At 59.7% G+C, this 15,926-nt stretch carries 12 protein-coding genes and 1 pseudogene; 4 read left to right on the top strand and 9 right to left on the bottom strand.

Annotated features, from left to right (window positions below):
• The 4 genes and pseudogenes from AC53L6_RS23880 to AC53L6_RS23865 all read right to left on the bottom strand — a co-directional run.
• Window positions 1-1,886: pseudogene (locus AC53L6_RS23880) on the bottom strand (hypothetical protein); the annotation flags it as partial.
• 249 nt (window positions 1,887-2,135) lie between these two features.
• Window positions 2,136-2,954 (bottom strand): ABC transporter permease, encoded by an 819-nt coding sequence (locus AC53L6_RS23875; protein WP_299751156.1) that lies wholly within the window; start codon window positions 2,952-2,954, stop codon window positions 2,136-2,138.
• On the bottom strand, window positions 2,947-3,621 hold the full coding sequence (locus AC53L6_RS23870; RefSeq protein ID WP_299211083.1) for an ABC transporter ATP-binding protein: 675 nt from the start codon (window positions 3,619-3,621) through the stop codon (window positions 2,947-2,949). Before AC53L6_RS23870 ends, AC53L6_RS23875 begins: the two co-directional genes overlap by 8 nt.
• A 14-nt stretch (window positions 3,622-3,635) precedes the next feature.
• Entirely contained in the window at window positions 3,636-5,183 is a 1,548-nt protein-coding gene (locus AC53L6_RS23865) for a KpsE/RkpR family capsule polysaccharide export protein (RefSeq protein ID WP_496909635.1), read from the bottom strand.
• A gap of 132 nt (window positions 5,184-5,315) precedes the next feature.
• Between AC53L6_RS23865 and AC53L6_RS23860 the strand changes: the two genes are divergently transcribed.
• Window positions 5,316-6,290 carry a glycosyltransferase gene (locus AC53L6_RS23860; protein ID WP_496909634.1) on the top strand — a complete coding sequence of 325 codons (975 nt, stop codon included), beginning with the start codon at window positions 5,316-5,318 and terminating at the stop codon, window positions 6,288-6,290.
• Here AC53L6_RS23860 and AC53L6_RS23855 read toward each other — a convergent pair.
• The 4 genes from AC53L6_RS23855 to AC53L6_RS23840 all read right to left on the bottom strand — a co-directional run bounded on the left by AC53L6_RS23855 (window position 6,287) and on the right by AC53L6_RS23840 (window position 11,015).
• A complete protein-coding gene (locus tag AC53L6_RS23855; protein ID WP_496909633.1) occupies window positions 6,287-7,087 on the bottom strand; it encodes a sulfotransferase family 2 domain-containing protein in 801 nt (266 codons plus the stop codon). The two genes, AC53L6_RS23860 and AC53L6_RS23855, sit on opposite strands and share 4 nt — an antisense overlap.
• On the bottom strand, window positions 7,084-7,827 hold the full coding sequence (locus AC53L6_RS23850) for a CatB-related O-acetyltransferase (RefSeq protein ID WP_299211071.1): 744 nt from the start codon (window positions 7,825-7,827) through the stop codon (window positions 7,084-7,086). The genes AC53L6_RS23855 and AC53L6_RS23850 overlap by 4 nt, the downstream gene beginning before the upstream one ends.
• Before the next feature lie 25 nt (window positions 7,828-7,852).
• On the bottom strand, window positions 7,853-10,465 hold the full coding sequence (locus AC53L6_RS23845; protein ID WP_496909632.1) for a glycosyltransferase: 2,613 nt from the start codon (window positions 10,463-10,465) through the stop codon (window positions 7,853-7,855).
• Window positions 10,466-10,625: 160 nt separating this feature from the next.
• The gene (locus AC53L6_RS23840; RefSeq protein ID WP_299707589.1) at window positions 10,626-11,015 is read right to left on the bottom strand and encodes a hypothetical protein; all 390 of its coding nucleotides are present in this window, start codon (window positions 11,013-11,015) and stop codon (window positions 10,626-10,628) included.
• A 206-nt stretch (window positions 11,016-11,221) separates the two neighbouring features.
• On the opposite strand from AC53L6_RS23840, the gene AC53L6_RS23835 reads away from it, so the two are divergent.
• Genes AC53L6_RS23835 through AC53L6_RS23825 form a run of 3 tightly spaced genes read left to right on the top strand, consistent with a single transcriptional unit; the run spans window position 11,222 to window position 14,956 of the window.
• On the top strand, window positions 11,222-12,910 hold the full coding sequence (locus tag AC53L6_RS23835; RefSeq protein WP_496909631.1) for an alpha/beta hydrolase fold domain-containing protein: 1,689 nt from the start codon (window positions 11,222-11,224) through the stop codon (window positions 12,908-12,910).
• A gap of 1 nt (window position 12,911) precedes the next feature.
• Window positions 12,912-13,715 carry a sulfotransferase family 2 domain-containing protein gene (locus tag AC53L6_RS23830; protein ID WP_496909630.1) on the top strand — a complete coding sequence of 268 codons (804 nt, stop codon included), beginning with the start codon at window positions 12,912-12,914 and terminating at the stop codon, window positions 13,713-13,715.
• Window positions 13,712-14,956, top strand: a complete 1,245-nt coding sequence (locus tag AC53L6_RS23825; RefSeq protein WP_496909629.1) for a glycosyltransferase family 61 protein — start codon at window positions 13,712-13,714, stop codon at window positions 14,954-14,956. The genes AC53L6_RS23830 and AC53L6_RS23825 overlap by 4 nt, the downstream gene beginning before the upstream one ends.
• Here the strand turns inward: AC53L6_RS23825 and AC53L6_RS23820 are convergent.
• Window positions 14,910-15,863, bottom strand: a complete 954-nt coding sequence (locus tag AC53L6_RS23820; protein ID WP_496909628.1) for an NAD-dependent epimerase/dehydratase family protein — start codon at window positions 15,861-15,863, stop codon at window positions 14,910-14,912. The two genes, AC53L6_RS23825 and AC53L6_RS23820, sit on opposite strands and share 47 nt — an antisense overlap.
• Window positions 15,864-15,926: the final 63 nt, after the last annotated feature.

Genomic DNA, 15,926 nt, shown 5'->3' with positions numbered 1-15,926 from the left:
CCGCCGTCCAGCGTGTCGTTGCCGAAGCCGGAGTTCAGGCTGTCATCGCCGTCTTCGCCGTTCAGGTTGTCGAAGCCGTTGAGGCCAAGCAGCGTGTCGTTGCCCGATCCGCCGTTCAGCTCATCTGCGCCGATCCCGCCATTCAGGCTGTCTGCGCCCGCACCGGCGTTCACGGTGTCGTTGCCTGCGCCGCCCGAAATCGTGTCAGCGGCGAGGCTTCCGTCGATGTTCGAAGACGCGCCGGAGCCGGCAACCGTGTCCCCGCTGATCCCCAGCTGGGCGGCCAGGTCAGCGAGGCTGAGCGTGGTATCCTCGAAAAAGAATGTTTCGACACCACTGATCGTGTCGATGCCTGCGGCCGACGTGATCTGAATGGTTTCGTTGTCCAGTGCGAGCAGCGTCACATTGGTGCTATCGTCGCCAACTTCCAGGCTGTCCTGCCCATCGCCGCCATCGATCGAGTCATTGCCCGCATCGCCAGCGAGGAAGTCGTCGCCCGCGCCGCCGCGCAGCGTGTCGTTGCCGTCGTCCCCGAACAGGTCGTCGTTGCCATCGCGCCCTTCGATGAGGTCGTTGCCGCCGCGCCCTTCGAATATGTCATCCCCGAGCGAGCCGCGCAGGGTGTCGTCGCCGTCGCGTGAGCCACGAACATATTCAATCGAGATCAGTGTGTCGGTGAATGCGAAGCCGTCCCACGTGCCCGTTGCGGTTTCCGCCTCAAGATCGACATTGACTGCGTCGACGCCCGAACGGTCGTAGCGCACTCGGTCGGTGCCGCCGCCGCCGTTGACCGTGTCGTTGCCCTGTTCGGTGATGAAGCTTTCATTCCGATCCGAGCCCATGATGCTGTCATTGTTGTCCGTCGCGCGGATTTCCAGCCGTCCGTTGCCCGTCACCGAGATCGTATCTTGTCCGCCGAACCCGTCATTGCTGACGATGCCGGTGGACAGGTCCATGACAAGACCAGCCAACGGGTCGCTGACCGAACCGCCATTGAAGCTGATCCGTCCGTTACCGTCTCCGAGGTTGACGTTGTAGGTGTCGTTGCCTTCGTTGCCCCGCAGGTTGAACCACGTGTCGTTGGCACCGGTGATGTTAAATGTATCGTTGCCTTCGCCGCCCTCAAGGCCGAGCCCGAAAGCGCTCATTATGGCGTTGACGTCAAGCAACGTGTCGCTGAACCCAGTCCCGGTGATCGATCCGGTGTTGGTTGCGGCGTTGATGTTGAACGTGACGGCACCGTCCACGAAGTCCTCGTAGTCCAGCCACTGGAACGTGGTGGGCGTGCTGTTGGAGAAGTTGATCGTGTCGTTGCCCAGGGTGCCTTCGATGTCGCCGCCGTTGTCATTGCCGTTGTCACCGCCGACGACGATGGTGTCGTTGCCCCGGCCGCCAAACAGTTGATCATAAAAGCCTGAGCCGTTGATTGTGACTGGCTGGGTGATCAGGTCGGCGAAAGCCGGGTCCAGCAGGTCGAACATGTTCAGGCCGGTTCCGGCCGAACTTGCGTCGAAGGTGATTGGCCCGTCGCCGTTCAAGAGGGCGGCGATGGGTTGGAGGTTATCCGAGCTTGTGGCGTCCAGGGCGGCAGACAGCTCGACAAAATCCCAGCTCACGCCTGTCAGGGACCCTTCGAGAACGGTGTTGTCCGCGCTTCTCATCGTCATGCTGTTGACGGTGCCCGCAGTTGGCTGTTCTTCGCCGGGAGGGCCGCCAAAGGCAAAGCCGGTGCCTACAATCGTTGTGGTGATACCGGTTTGGGGATTGAACAGAACAACGGTTGTGCTTTCGGCCGATACGATATCAACTTCTACTTCGCCAGTGTCCGAAAAGAACGCGTCGCCGAAGAAGCTTGAATTGGTCCCATTGAGTGTGAAGGTGGTCATCTCGTATTCCCTCAGTGTATGTACGGGCCCGTGCGTTCTGCTGCGCTTTGCCCGTTTTCGTTGAATTGAGTTATATTAATTCGTGTGGTGACACTAGGTCACGGAAATGCATTGGCGCAAGTTCGCGGATTCAATCTAAACGCAAAAAAAGCGGTTAATTTTCGGGCATTTATGAGGCAGTTTTGTGAAATTCAACCGCCGATTGTCGTCGAAAAGCAGACGGTACCGGCGGGTTTCGGCCAACGCGCCCTACCGCTCCATACTGTCTCGGTAGTACCGGCGCAGGAATAGCAGGCCAATTGTGCCGCAGATCAATGCCACGGCATACACGTAGATTTCGCTCACGTATTCGCCCCGATACGAATAGTAGAGCCCCGTTCGGCTTCGTCCGGTCACGTGCACCAGGGGGTTCCACCAGAGCCAGTCGCGATAGGGCTGCGGAATGCGGTCGTGCAAAAAGATGACGCCCGAGATCAGGATCAGAGGTCGGGTCATAACCGCCCAAGCCATTTGCCAGACGGGGTAGTACGCAACCAGCACGGCGTTCAGAATGCCGATGCCCAGCCCCAATGCCCCTGCCATGGCGAAGGCCGACAGGAGTGCAGGCAACACCAGCACGGTGCGGGTTTCCATCGTGCCAAGGATCGCGGCGATCAAAAGATAGGACACCAGGTACTGCGTCAGAACCGTCAGGATGAACCGCGCAAGCACAGCGTCCAAGATGGTGACACGCGGATAGGCGAGAAGCTGTCTGGAGAAGTTAACGGACTGCCCCACCTTGTTGGTCACATACAAAAACGTGAAAAAGGGCATAAGGCCGGACGCATAGAAGATCGCGAAATTTGTTCCCAATGGCGGGGTGCGCAGCCCGGTCGAGAACAGCGCAACAAGCAATGCGAGGCCCAGGGCGGGTTCAAGCACGGCCCAAATGTACCCCCCGGGTGACCTGCCGTAGGTTGTCGACATCTCGCGCAGGACAAGGGCCGTGATCGTGCGCAAGCTGGCAAAGCGCGGCAACGTCTTGTGCACGTTTTGCAATACGGGAGGCTGCTGCGGAGCGTCAGTCATCATCTTCTCCACTGGTCTGCATGTTGTATTGATGGTGCTCTATCGCATCATTGATGTTGTCGTAGTAGGTCAGGTGCCCGTCTTCCAGGACCGCGCCTGCCTGGCAGATGCGGCGCATCGACCCCATCGCATGGCTGACAAAGATCGCGCCGGAGGTGCGCAACCGGTCCTGAAACACTGCCTCGCTTTTTGCGCGGAATGCGGCATCGCCAACCGCCGTCACCTCGTCGATCAGGTACGTGTCGAATTTGAGGCCCATGTTGATGCCGAAAGACAGCCGCGCCTTCATCCCCGAGGAATAGGACCGCACCGGCAGGTGAAAATGCTGGCCCAGTTCTGCGAAGCCCCGCACAAAGTCGGTCAAGGCGTCTGTCTCCACCCCATAGATCCGCGCGACGAACCGCGTGTTCTGTGCGCCACTCATGTCAGGGTGCATTGATGTCGCCAGCCCAACCGGGAACGAGATGCTGCCGTTGCTCAGCACCTCACCCCATGTCGGCGTCGCTGTGCCCGCGATAATTTTGAGCAGGGTTGATTTGCCCGCGCCGTTGCGGCCCAACAACCCCACGGCGACACCGCTGGGAAAGGTTACGTTCACGTTGTCGGCCACCGTCTTGCGGGTGCCGTTCATGTAGAACGTCTTGGTCAGGTTGCGTAGAACGATCATCGCATCGCGGCCCGTCAGCGCCGATCCCGAAGCGCATAAGCCGACAGCGCCAGGATGGCCCAGAGCAAGAATGAAAACAGTCCCACCAGGCCGAGCGCCTGATAGACTTGCGGGTATTTCGCAGATTCCGCCAGCGTCGGCTGAACATGGGCGGCCAGGTAGCGGGTCTGACGGCGGGCTTCCGCGACAGCCGCGTCATAGGCTGTCCGGGACGCGGCAAAGGATTGTTCGGCAAATTCCCGATCCACCAGAAGCCGCTCATACTCTCCGACGAGGTTGGCGAACGCGTCTTCGTCTGTGGCGCCACCTGAATCACCAAGCCCCAGTTTCTGCTGTTCTTCGTTAATGCGCACTTCGATGACTTCGATCCGGCGTCGAGTCTGGATGATGCGCGGGTCGTCCTGCCGCGATGAGGTTTGCAGCAGAATATCCAGATCAATCAGCGTTTCGGCAAGTTGGGCCTGCAGGGACGACAGGATACCCATCTGGCTTTGAATGCTGGCTTCGGGATCGACGATCTGTGTCTCGTTGCGGAAGCGCGTCAATGCCTGGCGCGCGACCTTGACCTGTTCGACCGTTGTCTCAAGTTCGTCTCTTGCGTAGCGGGTGGCGTCTTCGCGTGCGATGGCGGACAGCCGGTTAATCATCTCCGAGCTTTCGTCATAGATGAACTGGTTGATCCGCCGGGCGTCTTCCGGGCTAAAGGCCTGCACCTCGACATCGATCAGGCCCGTGCCGCTGTCGGAATAGACCCCGACCATCCTTTCCCAATAGGTCACGAGATCTTCGATCGTGCCGGGTGGGTGATAGGCAAACACGGGGTCATGATCCGGGTCGCCCTTGGCCCAGAGTGCACGCAGGTCCAGCGCGGCATCCGCGCGTGCGACGAGTTCCTGGCTTTGGATGAACTGATACAGGATGTCGGGATCGGATGAGGACGATCCCGAGATTTGGGTGACCGCGCCAAGCAGGTCGACGGCAGAGCCCACCTCTTCGTTGCGCACGGAAAACCCTGACATCGACGCGTAGCGGGGTGCGGCGCGTTCGGTGAGGTACCAAAAGGACACAATCACCGGCACCACGACCATCACAAGGAAGCTGATCAGGGCCACCCAGTGGCGGCTGCGCGTGCGGGCGGGCGGCGCGCTGGGTATCTGAGGGGCGACGACGGGCGGGGTCATGGCGGCAGGTTGTTCCTGCGCAACCTGTTCGGCGGGGTTTTCTACAAGCGCTTCGAGCTGTTCGAGATCCCGGCGCATCTTGATCGCCTTCAGCTCTTCTTTGCGGCGGGCCATGTCGAGGCGTTCGCGCTTGATTTCGTCCAGGCGGGCCGCGGCCTCGTCACTGTCGGAGCTGTTTGCGTCTGAATATTGATCGACGGATTCGGTTTGCTGAGAGATGGTCATGTCGTCCGCTTCGTGTCCGGCTGGTTCTGCCGTTTCGGCAACCGCTGCATTTGGTCCGGTCCGCAGCACGCGCGGCCGTGCGCTGGAAAATGCCGGCGCATCGCTGTCTGTGGAATCTTGGGGCGTGGATGCCGGGTATTTGGAGGAGTCTGCCACCAATTTCGCCTGCCAATTAGTTGAATATACAGCATGAAACTGCATAAACATGACGCTACATGAAATCATGTACAATGACCAGCCGGTTGCCTTGGTGCGCCGGTCCCAGGACCAGCTATTGAGAAGGCGCGGATGTCACAGAGTTCTGCAGTTTCGGCCAGAAAAACGGCCCCACGGACACCGGAACATGTCAGGATCGTCATGGCGACACGGAACGGTGCAGCCTATCTGTCGCAGCAGCTGCAATCGATCGTGGATCAGACGCACAAGAACTGGTCCCTGTTTGTGGGGGACGACGGGTCAGACGATGATACGTGTGCGCAAATCCGCGCATTTGCGGCCGCGCATCCGGATCGAGATGTCACGCTTGTGTCTGGGCCCTGTCAGGGGAGTGCTGCAAATTTCCTGACCCAGGCGGCGGCGGCCTGGCGCGATGCAGATTGGTTGGCGTTTGCCGATCAGGACGATGTGTGGATGCCGACCAAGCTGGAACGTGCATTGTCCCAGATCGGGCCCGGGGACACGGCAACAGGCTATTCAAGCCGGTCGATCCATACGGCGCCCGATTTGACTCCGTTGAGGACCTCATCCCTGCACCGACGGGCACCCGGATTTGCCAATGCGTTGGTGCAGAATGTGCTGAGCGGTCATGCGCTTGTTCTGAACCCCGCGGCTGCTGCTTTGGTCGTGGATCACACGCAGGCGGCGTTGGCGTCCAAAGTGCCGTTTCACGACTGGTGGATTTACAACCTGATTGCCGGGGCAGGGGGGCGCGTTGTGCTCGATCCGGAGCCGGGTCTGTACTACCGCCTGCACGAACAAAATGTGCTGGGTCACAACCGCAGCTGGAGCGAGCGCATGGTGCGGTTGCGCATTTTGGCCGGGCGGGAGTTCGCCGGGTGGATCGATTGCAACCTTGCGGCCCTGGCACAGTGCGAACCCGCCCTGACACCTGACGCGCGCACGCTGGTCAAGGGCATGGTCGAGATGCGCGCCGAGCCGCGCGGTCGGGTGCGCTTGCGCGCGCTGCGCGAATTGGGATTGTACCGCCAATCGGCGGGTGGGGACCGGGTTCTGCGGATGCTGGCGTTGACCGGACGGCTTTAGACCGGCGCGTCGCTGGCCAGTCCCAGTTCAATCATCAACTGCTGGTCGAGCCGCGCGAAATCCAGCAGTTTTTGCAGGCTCTGATCCTGTTCCAACCGGGCGGCGAGTTTGGGCCAGCGCAGGTCAGGTTGCGCGTCGGGCCCGGCGTCAGGACCGGCATTCACGTAGCGACCGGCGACCGTGATCTCCTGCCCCGTTCTTTCAAGAATGTCCTGTTCCAGAGCGCCAAGGTTGTCGACACCGTACAGGCCATCAAGCCCGCGCGCCGCTGCCGCCGCCTCGCGCACGAGGTCGGTATCTTTCTTGTCCGCCACGAACCGTCTGCCGCGCATCTTTTGCGTCACGAGGTAGCTACAATAGAGGTTGTTGTAGTGATCCTGAATGAACCGTTGCCACGCAGGATCGCCCCCGAAAAAGTAGTCATCTGCCGACTGGCCCGTGATCATGCGCATTCCTTTGCGCTCGGGCAGGGCGCGTTCTTCGGGGCTGGCGGCTTCTGCCTTGCGCAGCAGGTAGAAGTAAAAGGACGCAATCCGTTCCAGCGGATCGCGCAGCACGGTAAAAACAAAGCGATCCGGGGGCAGGGTGTCGATGGCGTCCCAGTCGATATGCCCGGAATAGAGGCTGTATCCGGGCGGCATTTGCGCCGCGCCCTTTTCTGCCTGCGTGTGCACACGGATGGGCGACACTGCCTCTTCGCCGACGATGCGGGCCAGTTCGAAGTGGATGGTCTGTCCCGCGGTTTTTGGGATGTGCAGAAAAACGATTGGAGTCGTAGCTGTGCCCGCCTTGGTCATTTCACCGCAACCTCGTCTTCTTTGCGCAGGTCGATCACCTCGGGTTGGAAATCGGGCGTGTTGCCCATCCTGTGAAGACCTTGAACAAAGTCCTGCATGTTCGAGGGGTCGAGATGCGTCATCTGCCAAGGTGCATAGCGCCACCACTTCAACCGCAGAAGTGGAGAGATGAATTGCGGCGGGACCCGCAGTTTCTTGATGACGGCCGGGTTGCCCGCCACCATGGTGTAAGGGGGAACGTCCTTGGTCACGACCGAGTGGGCAGCGACGATTGCGCCGTCGCCAATGGTCACCCCGGCTGCGATATAAGCACCGTGGCCGATCCAAACGTCGTTGCCGATGGTTGTGATCTGCGCGCGGGTTGCGGCCGTTTTCGTCTCAAACTCGTAATCGTGATAGTCTTCGGCATCTGCAAAATCGTGCCCAAGATCAAAGAGCCTATCCCCAAGGTAAAAGGCCGGCGACGTCGAAATCCAACTCAAGGGGTGGTTCTGGCGCCCGATCTGTACGTTTTCGCCAAAGGAACAATAGCGCCCGATGCGTGCGGCAAAGCAGTAGCCCGACACCTGATAGGAGAAGGCCCCCAGCTCGATCGAATGCTCGTATTGCGTCCATTTCAGGCTGCCCGGTGCTTCGAGTACCGTGTGGCGGGGCAGGGTGACGCTTGGTCCGTTTCCCCTTGGCAATACTTCGATCCCGCGCGCCCGAAGCGTTTCGATCTGTACATTCACCGGTGTCATTTTCGTCCTCGTGGCGGGGCCTGGTTTAGTCGGACATAAGGTCCGAGCGCTCCGCGGTCTGGGCGCGGTGGGCATCCAGCGTTTCAATCACGTTCTGCGCCGCAAAGCCAGCTGGATTGCGCGTCCGGGAGGATATGTTCGTCTTGGTCCGGGGCAGGGGAGGGAGCGGCACTGTTACACCGTTTTGCGCACGGCGCACCGCTTCGCCCTGGGCGCCAATGTCGAATGCAAGCACGGGCAAACCGGTCGCAAGTGTCTCGTGGGTTGTGTACGAGAATGTCTCGGGCCAGATCGACGGGATCAACCAGTGTGTGACGCCGTATTGCCGGACAAGGTCGGGAATATCCGAAGGCAGGTAGCTGCCGTGCACCCGCACATGTGCTGGCAAGGCGTATGCCGGATCGATATTGCCAATCAGAACCAGGCGGGGTGTTTTTGCCTGCGCCGTTGATGCATTAGTGTCGAGCATGGCTGCCAATTCCTGCAGGACGGCAGCCCCCTTTTGCAGGCCGATGTTTCCGAGCACGGCCACGACCGGTGGCGCGTTTGCCTTTGGTTTGGGCAGCTGTGGTGGCGTGTAGGGCAGGGGGTGCGGCGACACCACGATCCGGTCGGACAGGTCGGGCCAGACGGCGCGTACCTGATTGCCGCTGTCTTCGGAAAAGACATGCAGGGCGGCGGCCCGATCCGCCAGCCTTTTCCAGGCTGATTGCCAGTCGGCGAGCGGGACACGGTGGCCGTCAATACCCCAGGCCTGGTGCGCGGTATCGGTGCGCGCGTCGTCCGGTGGCCCGCGATAGACACCGTCGGCATCAAGCAACGTGTAAGACGGTGATAGCGGGAAGAAATCGTGAAACAGGATCTCGACGCTGTCGTCGTCGTTTTGGGCCAACGCCACCAGCTCGGTCGGCAAACCGGCGGGGTCAGGGGTGCCGACCCCACAGGAATAGATCACAGTGCGGCGCGGCAGGCGCGCAAGCAGGTCATGCATCAGATCGGTGTCGTCCGTGCTGCCGCGCGTGATGCCGCCCGGTGCGTGTAATTCAATCTGCCAGTGCCGTGTACCGCCGACGCGGAGCAAAACCACAGGCACGCCATTCGCCACCGTTTCAGCCACACGCGCTTCTAGCCAGACCTGTGCGCCGCCCCCAAGGGTGTGTGCCAGGTAGATCGGGACCGCCTGATCCAGTTCAAGACTGCCGGCCCATGCCAATCCCAGCGCAAGCCGTGCCGTACCCAGCGGGTCGGCCCCTATATAGCGCTGCACTTCGCCGTCATAATTCGGGTAGCGTTTGGAAACGATGTCGTTGTTGCGTGCAATCAGGGCCAGCTTGGTGTCTGAGCCGAAGCTTTCGCCGCCGCGGTGTTCAACATACAGGTTCGGCACAGCCACATGTCGCCCGCCGCGCGCGCGGACCTTTTGGCACCAGTCAACTTCTTCCCCGTAGCCGCGCCCGAACACCGTATCGAATTGGGGTTCCCGTTCCAGCCAGTCACGGCCTATGCCCATACAGAAACCCACGCCGGTTGGCACGTCGAGTTGCAAGCAGTCCGGGTTGAATTCGCCGGCCCGTTCGTCGATGCGGTCCGCGAGGCCGGGCGCGAGGTCGGTTTTTGCGCAGATCACAGGGGCCGAGAAAATCTCGGCATCATTGGACATGGGTGTTGTGCTGGCGATGCTGGTGTCTGCCAGCAGAGGCCGGACCAGGCGGCCGGCCCAGTTTTTCGGCAGAAATGCATCGGAATTGAGCAGAACCACCGGTCCTTCATCGGGGCCAGTGTGTCCCATGGCTCGTGCGAGCCCATCGTTGACGGACCGGATAAACCCACGGTTTTCGGGGTTTTCGACGAGGGTGATGTCGTGACCGTCCGCGTGCTGTGCCACCCAATTGCGCAGGAAGGGAAGGACACGATCGTCTGTCGAACCATCCTCGATCATGATCAGGCGCCACGGCAGGTCGGTGTGGCCCGTGATCCGGGCAAGTACATCCGACAACAAATCAAAAGCGTTATAGACCGGCAGCACGATGGTGATGCGACAGTCCGGCACCTCGGTTTGGGCGGATGGCGGGCCGTCGAACAGCTCTGGCACCAGTTCTTCGGCGGCGGCGATCATGTTCAGCCCGAGCCGGTCCTTGACGCGTGCGCGGTAGATTGGATTGCGGCTTGCATACCATCCCAAGATGGCTGGTGACGCAATTGCCATGTCCCGCCCGAAGCGGAGCATCATGCCCAAACGCCTTGAGCCGTTCCAAGGCACTTTTAGGGACAGGGCCGGGATGTCGTCATGTCCCACCAAAGGCTCGCAAATCAGTCCTGGTGCATCGCTGGTGAGCAACATTTCCGGGGTGCAGGGCATGGATAGATCAAAGCCCGTTTCTGCCGGAAAATCGCGGGCTTGTGCCACATCCTCGCGGCGCAAACGCGGAACCATATTTGTCTCTGCTTCGGCCAGAACGAGTGTGACCTTGGCTGCCCGTACCCATCCGGCAACCCGTAGCCTGCCTTCGATGACTTCGATTTCATCGATGTATCCGACTTCGTTACCTTCGGCGTCCACAATGGGACCGGATGGCCCCTTCAAGACCAGCCGAGCAGCGGCATAGCGATTGTGTAAAGCCGACAATCTACGGAGCATTCAAGCGCTCCGCTTGCATGTCGGGGCACCAATGAGGTGAGAGGATGCCGACAAACGGCTGAGGAAAAAAGTCTTGAACACGGAATACCATCCGGGACGAAATACAAATTACACTCAGCACGCCCTTTTCCAAGTTGCAAGGTTTAAGGCGTAGCCGACGTCAGCCCCGCACGAGTTGCAGGGACAAGGGCGGTATAGAGTGTGCGCCGTCTAATGGAACAAAGGTTAGGCCGGGCGGCTCGCAATCGGCAAGGATTTGCGAAGAGGCACGGACGCGGACATCAAAACCGACCCGTGAATCGATGCCTTTGATAGCGGCGACGTCTGGCCGCGGCATGTTTGGAATGAATGCGGCTCTCTGATCGGCCAGGACCAATTCGACCTGAGCAGCTTGAACCCAACCCGCAACGATCAATCGACCCTTTTCTGCTGCGATCAGGTCCACAAAGCCACGCTCGGAACCAGTTACGTCGAAAATCGACATTTGCGATCCGGACCACCGGTCGGCGGAGTCCGGTCGTGACAGGATTTGCGTTAGCCAGTTTGCCATGTCGAGCCTTAGTTGTCTTCGCTGCGCTGTTAACCGCAAACCATTGCGGTCCCATAACGAAATCTGCGCACTTTTTGCTTTTTCCCGATGGTGTGCTGCAAAAACAGACGACGAATCCGACGCCATTGCTTTTCCCCCGCTGATTGGAATGATAGGGCCGGATGCGGAGCCGTAGCTGTGCTCCAGGATGCGGGGCAAAGATCAGTATGACAGATCCAGTAACGCAGAAGATCGGGCAGGCAGGCGAGGTCACCATGTTGGCCTCGACGCCAAACGATCCGGTCCACATCCTTGCCTTCCACGGCGGTGGCGGTGTTGCGGGGACGCCTGACATGATGGTGCCGTTTGCGCAGCGGGTCACTGCGGGACCTGGTGTGACAATGGCGTTGGCACGCTACCGGACGCTGAACGCGGATCAGGCGAGTTTCGAAGATATGCGCGCAGATGCCGCGCAGGCGTTGGATTGGGCACAGGCGCAAATTCCCGCCGGGGGGCGACTTTATCTGCTGGGGGCCTCTTTTGGCGGACTTTTGGCTTTGGACGCGCTGTTGGAAGCTTCGGCTGAAGTGCAAGAGCATGTGACCGGGCTGATCCTGCTGAATGCCGTGACGGACACCGGACCGGACGGGTTTGCCAACCGCGTGATCAAGCCGGAGGATCATGGCCATCTGTCGCCCATTGCAAGGTTGAAAGGGCATCCAATGCTGTCGCGATTGCGTTGTTTCATGGCGCATGGTGGACAGGACGATGTTGTGCCTATTGATGTATCGCACCGGTTTGCCGCGCTGTGGCCAAACGACCGGTGCGAGATGATGCCCTTTCCCAATTCCAGTCATGGGTTTTTCAACCGTGCGCCGCACGACAAAACCGTCGCTGCGGCAGTGCGCAAATTTGTGGGCGCTGCTCCGGTCGAGGCCAAGCGGACTGGGTCCACAGGGTTGCTGCCGAAGGGCGCGACCATGGTCTATGGCATCGGGGCGCAGAAAGCCGGGACCAGTTGGCTGTTCGATTATCTCAAGCAAAGCGAAGAGAGTCACACCGTCCACATCAAGGAACTGCACTATTTCGATGCGCTCTATGTCAAAAGCGAACAGAGTCACCTGAATAACCGATTGGCACAGTTGCGACGTGCCGTGGACAACCTGACGCCTGGAATGGACCCGGCAAATCGCAAGCGCCTGCGCGACACGCAACTGTTGGCCGAGCGATTGTCAATTCACGCGGCCGCCCCCGGCGACCACCGTCCCTATGTCGAGTACATGACCAAGGGCTATGCCGGGCAAAAGATCATCTGTGACTTCACCCCATCCTACTGCACGCTGGATGCCGAAGGATTTCGTGAAATGGACAGTCTTGGTCCCGCGAAGTTCATTTTCATTCTGCGCGATCCCGTTGATCGGTTGTGGTCGCAGATTCGCATGGCGATCGGCGCGCAGAACCCGACATTGTCCGACGCTGCCTATGAAGCCAAATGTGTGGCCCATGCGCAGGATCTGAGAGACAAGCGTGATATTGCCCGCATTCCCCGCGCAGACTATGCGCGCACGATGGAAGCCCTTGAGGCGGCGGTGCCATCAGACCATATCCACTATGCCTTTTACGAAGACTTGTTCAGCCAGGACAGTGTTGATGAAATCTGTGCCTTCCTTGATATCAGGCCGCATAAGGTTGCGGGTGACAAGCGGGTCAATCTTGGGCGGTCGACTGTGCTGCCGGATGCGGTGGAACAGATGCTGAGCGAGGCCCTTGCGCCGCAATATCAGGCGGTGCGCGCGCGCTTTGGTGACTCCGTGCCGGCCGCTTGGCGCGAAAGCGTGGTGCCGCCTTCGAAGAAAGCGCCTCAAGCGTTTTCTGAAAAGGCAGTGCGTTTGCTCACGGGCTTCGGAGATAACTGATTTGGGTTCTTTATCGCGGTGGTACAAGCGGACCAAAACAGGCGGAACGGTGCCGCCCGTTGTGGTGTTTCCCCACATTCCCAAGACGGCAGGGCAGACCGTGCTGGAAGCTTTGAAACAGCTGGTGCCGGAAGAGGCGTTCAGCCCGGTGCGTACGCATGCCAATGCGGCCCCGGATGCGCAAATGCCGTCTGGATACCGCCTTTATGCCGGGCATATCGACTGGGTTGATCTGGATACCCTGCCGGACGACCGCTTTGCCTTTACCGTGTTGCGCGACCCGCGTGAGCGCATCGCATCCTTCTATTTCTACCTGATCCGTGAGGCCGCCAAGCTGAGTGCCGAGGAATTGGCATCCAAGGCACGTACAAACATGCGGACCGTCACGTCCGTATCGGCGGATGACTACTTTTTTGGTGGGGACAGAGCATGGCAGCGCTTTGTCCATGACCACTACAACAATTTCTACTGTAATTACCTGACTACCCGGAAGATTCGCGGTTGGACAGAGGTTGCGGATCTTGATCAGCCTGAACTGGTGCGCCGGGCGTTGGACGGTGCCGGCGCTTTGCAGCGCATTTACACGGTAGACGGGCTTGACGCGTTGGAAGCCGAGTTGGCGGAGATGTTTGGGACGTGTCCTGAAATTCAGGGGACGTATGTCAATGCCGGACCCAACGCAGGCAGGACTGCGCGTTGGCCTGCTTTGCTGGAACGATTTGAACGTGATGACAGTGCCGGCAGGCTTGAGCGCTTTGTTGAAGCCGACGTGAAGCTGATCCGGGGATTGGGGTTGGAAACATGACCGTAGGGCCAAGTATCGTTCCATTGCGCGATGTGGCGGTGACGCCCTTTGTCTATAAGCGCCCACTGTTTCGAGGGGGGATCGACGCCGCGGTCGCGCCGCCGGAATCGCGTATGAAACGAGGCGCAACGTTACGGGATGAGCCGCAGGATATCCCGCGCAAGTCCGAACTGTTTCAGGGTAGCAAAGACCTGCCGCGGTTGAAGGGACGTTATGTGTTCGGCGGTCCGATGTGGAATCATTTCGGCCACTTCTTTGTGGATTGCATTCACCGTCTTTGGGCATTGAAGGCTGGGGGCCGGACGTATGACGGGATTGTCTTTCTGGCGGTGCAGGGTCTGCAGGAGGTCCGCACGAAGGCTGATCTGGCCGAGGCAAAGCTGCCCAGGTTCCTGACGGACCTGATGCAGCTTCTGGACATGGGTGACGTGCCGGTCACGTTGATCCGGGAGGCCACCGTGATTGACCGCCTCGATGTGCCTGAACCGGGGACGGCGCCGCGCAATCCCATCGAGCCGTTTTATCGGGAATACCTGCAGGGGTATCAGGACGTGCTTGCCGACAAGCTGGCTTTGCATATCGCCCGAGCACCGGCCCGCATCTACATGGGGCGGCGCCACCTTCTGAACAAAGGTGGTGTGTTGGGGTGCAGCTATTTCGAGGCGAAAATGAAAGATGCGGGCGTTTTTTGCTCCACGCCCGAAGCAATGTCGCTTGCCGTGCAACTGGGTCATCTCATGGGGGCGGAAAAGATTGTGTTCGACGAAGGCAGTGCGGCCCATCCGACGCAGGTTTTATCGCAAGTTGATACCGAGTTTCTGATGCTGCCGCGCCGGGCGAACAACGCGATCTATGGTCAGGCGATCTCGCAGCGGGCACCGTTCCAGTTGCTGTGCCCAGGCGACAATATCGAGGTCTTGCCGGACCGGTTTGGATCAACGTCTACCCCGGGTGGTATGGGCGTCTATGTCAATCCGGTGCTAGTTCACCTACGTCTGAAGCGGCACGGTTTTGTAACGGGCCCCTTCGATATGGATGCATTCCGAGCGGCCGAGGAAGCGGATCTTGCCGCGTCCGGTGCAAAAACCCCGGAGATTGCCGAATCTCGCTTGGCGGCACTTCAAAGTATTCGCACTCAACATAATACATATTATATGACCTTGTGCGCCGCGGTTGGGCGCGTGTTTCCGATGGTTAGGCCGGTTTGTGATGCTCTTGCCACCATGCGACGGTTTGGATGAGCCCATCCGCGAGTGCCACCCGCGGCGACCAGTCCAGGGTGCTGCGCGCCCGCGAGATATCAAGGACATTGCGTTCGATATCGATCCGACGTCCGGGATAATAACGGGTGTCGATAGAGGTTCCGCATGCGGCTTCCACCATTTCCACGATTGATTTCAGCGAGGTCGCCTGACCCGTTCCGATGTTGACGACATCTGGCGGATTGTCGGATCGCAATGTCGCAAGGATCGCTGCAGCGACATCGGACACGTGGATGAAATCCCGCTCCACCAGGCCATCGCCCCAAATCTCGAGCTCGGACCCGTCCATGGCGCGCTGTATTGCTGCAGCGATAAAGCCCTGGCCCCGCACGGCGCGCTGCCCTTCCCCGTAGGGATTGGAGATGCGAAGCGACGTGGTTCGCATGTCTGCTTTGCCGGACAGAAGGCGCAAGTAGTGTTCGATAGCCAGCTTTGACACGCCATAGGCGTTTTGTGGTTGAGTCAGCGCGGTTTCGACAAGCCCGGTTCCGGGTGCCGGGCAATGCCCGTAAACCGTGCCGCCTGAGGAGGCAAAAACAAAGTGTTTTACGCCCAGTTCCGCACAGACCTCTGCCACGCGCAGCGTGTCACGCACGTGAGACTGGATTTCCATGGACAAGCTGGCAATTGAGGATCCGGGCAGGCTGGCATTCGCCAGAAAAACCACCGCATCCCGGTCGGCAACGACCGATGCCATCAGGCTGAGATCCGTGATCGACCCGCTGTGCCACTCTATGTCGATGGAGGATGGCTGGGCATGAAGGTCATATACGGCCAGGTTCAGACCGGCATCGATGAGGCTTTTGACAACATGTCCTCCGATGAACCCAGCACCACCAATGACGAGAATTCTGTGAGGTGTCGCGTGCGACGTCTGTGAGGTCATAATATGGGCCTTCTGCATTCCCGGGTCTGCTTCATCTTGCCCGTTTAACGGTTTCGATGATCC

The organism is Tateyamaria sp. LSS28, from assembly GCF_059611725.1.
This window is presented reverse-complemented; position numbering and strand designations above follow the sequence as displayed.

Excerpts from the sequence above, each read along its gene's own strand:
- AC53L6_RS23845 (WP_496909632.1), bottom strand. The coding sequence starts at position 10,465 with ATGCTCCGTAGATTGTCGGCTTTACACAATCGCTATGCCGCTGCTCGG.
- AC53L6_RS23875 (WP_299751156.1), bottom strand. The coding sequence starts at position 2,954 with ATGACTGACGCTCCGCAGCAGCCTCCCGTATTGCAAAACGTGCACAAG.
- AC53L6_RS23870 (WP_299211083.1), bottom strand. The coding sequence starts at position 3,621 with ATGATCGTTCTACGCAACCTGACCAAGACGTTCTACATGAACGGCACC.
- AC53L6_RS23855 (WP_496909633.1), bottom strand. The coding sequence starts at position 7,087 with ATGACCAAGGCGGGCACAGCTACGACTCCAATCGTTTTTCTGCACATC.
- AC53L6_RS23850 (WP_299211071.1), bottom strand. The coding sequence starts at position 7,827 with ATGACACCGGTGAATGTACAGATCGAAACGCTTCGGGCGCGCGGGATC.
- AC53L6_RS23820 (WP_496909628.1), bottom strand. The coding sequence starts at position 15,863 with ATGACCTCACAGACGTCGCACGCGACACCTCACAGAATTCTCGTCATT.
- AC53L6_RS23860 (WP_496909634.1), top strand. The coding sequence starts at position 5,316 with ATGTCACAGAGTTCTGCAGTTTCGGCCAGAAAAACGGCCCCACGGACA.
- AC53L6_RS23835 (WP_496909631.1), top strand. The coding sequence starts at position 11,222 with ATGACAGATCCAGTAACGCAGAAGATCGGGCAGGCAGGCGAGGTCACC.
- AC53L6_RS23840 (WP_299707589.1), bottom strand. The coding sequence starts at position 11,015 with ATGGCAAACTGGCTAACGCAAATCCTGTCACGACCGGACTCCGCCGAC.
- AC53L6_RS23825 (WP_496909629.1), top strand. The coding sequence starts at position 13,712 with ATGACCGTAGGGCCAAGTATCGTTCCATTGCGCGATGTGGCGGTGACG.